Origin of the sequence: uncultured Succinivibrio sp., assembly GCF_902756765.1 — a bacterium.
In the GTDB taxonomy this organism is placed as follows: domain Bacteria; phylum Pseudomonadota; class Gammaproteobacteria; order Enterobacterales; family Succinivibrionaceae; genus Succinivibrio.
Genome location: NZ_CACVSS010000203.1, coordinates 1 through 2007, shown reverse-complemented (window position 1 = coordinate 2007; position 2007 = coordinate 1). Strand labels below are relative to the sequence as shown.

The window sequence follows — 2007 nt, the reverse complement described above, 5'->3', positions numbered from 1 at the left end:
TGATGCTCCTGAACTTCCTCCTCTCCTGTTCAACAGAAACGGTAAATATACTTATGTCTGCTCTTATGAGAATGCCTGGGACTCTGAACGACATATGTCGGTCAGAGTTAAGGGAAAGACCTATACCGTAGGTAAGATTATTGGCGGTGAACTAACCGGGACTATCGAATGGACTGAGGATTTTTTGAATCAGTATCCAATCCTTGAGACCTTAAAGACAACAAGAGTAGTAGATCATCTAAAATCTAAGGGTAAACTAACCCGCTATAAGCTTGAATTTTCACAGGCAGACGATATGGATGAAAACTCTTTGTTCATAAGGAAGGCTATCTCTCTAAAGGTTCTTCATGCAGGAGCCACCTGGCTGCTTGATCAGGTGGTTGCATCTACACCTTTGTCAAAAGCTCTGGGGAGAGCTTTTGATAAGTATTACGGAGCTAAGAAGCTTCTGTCTCTGGCTTATTTCAAGGCAATTGAGCCTGATAAGGGAATGTACCTGTACGAGGACTTTGCATCAACTACCAGACTTCCATACCACAGACCTCTTGGAATAAGCAGCATCACTAGATTTCTACAGCATATTGATCAGGACAGAATTGATGTTTTTCTGAAAAAGCTGAATGAGTGCTGTATTGAGGAAGAGGATAAAACCAAAGAAAATGTTTACTATGCTCTGGACTCCACATCTATCTCCACCTGTTCTGACAACCTTGAATTCGCTGAATGGGGACACAACAAAGACGGAGACCAGCTTAAACAGATAAACGTGGTGATGCTGGTAAATCAGCGTACAGGCTGTCCACTTTATTACAGATACTATGCAGGCTCAACACCTGATATATCTACGTTTAACCATCTGCTAAAGGAATATGCAAGGATGGGATTAAATCGTAGAGCTGTTCTGGTTGGAGACAAGGGCTATGGCTCAGTCAAAAATATCCATAAGCTCTATCAGGACAATCAGAGCTTTATTCTTAACATGAAGCTCTCTTTCGGAATCTGTAAGAATCTGATTGCAAAGAATCTCTCCTATCTGCTTGATGACTGCAGCTATAACAGGAAACTTGGACAGAATGTTCTGACTGAGGAGATAGACTGGAGCTATCCTGGTAACTTCAACAAGGACTCTGCAAGATGCAAACGTGAGAAAGGCAGAATGTTTATTCATATCTACCTCGACCATGAAATCAGAAATGAGGCTGAAGATAAATTCAGAGCCAGAATAGCAGAGCTTCTGGATAAGCAGAAGGATGAGACTGAGACTCTTACTCAGGATGAAAAAGACTTCCTTTCAACCTATGTTACTGAAGATTCAAATGGCAGAAAAGTAATCAACAATACTCAGAAATTTGAGTACATGCTCTGTAAGGGTATAAGAGTCCTGCTGTCAGACTTTATAAGTGATCCGGTTGAAGCGTCACGTGCCTATACAGAACGTAATGAGGTTGAGGAGAGTTTCCGAAAGCTCAAGGATTTCACTGGAGCAAGAAGATTACATGTCTCCTCATCAAAAACTCTTTGTGGAAAAATCTTTGTGCAAAAAATCTTTGTGCATTTCCTTGCCTGCAGTATTCTCTGCATGCTAAGACATCATATTCATAATGCAGAAGCAAAAGGCATTAAGCTTCCATTTGACTCAGTACCAAAGATGCTGGCATCCCTGTCAAATATTACTCAGACAATATTCCCTGATGGAGGATACTTCTCAGAAATTGTAGGAAAGAAGAAAGAACTATTTGAAGGTTTGAATATTCCATTCCCTGAGGTTGAGATGAATATAGAGTATGAGGAAGATATTGCTGCGGAAGCAGAGGATGGTTCGTATTAACCGCATAACAAAATCCCCAGCCGTAGTAGCTGAGGATTTATTGCCTTGCCCATAGTTACACAAAAATGTGCAAAGAATGGGTATTCTGAGCTTTTTAATTCTATTATGACATCAGATATTATTTAACTTCTGATTTCTGCTTGAACTCTTCTTTTGCAAGCTTTAACTGAGCATTGAAC

The 2007-nt window shown here is 40.4% G+C and carries 1 protein-coding gene; it reads left to right on the top strand.

The genetic code is table 11. The features are described 5' to 3' along the window. On the top strand, nucleotides 1–1828 hold a 1828-nt coding region (locus QZU45_RS12425), incomplete at its 5' end, for a transposase (protein WP_295355757.1). Nucleotides 1829–2007: the final 179 nt, after the last annotated feature.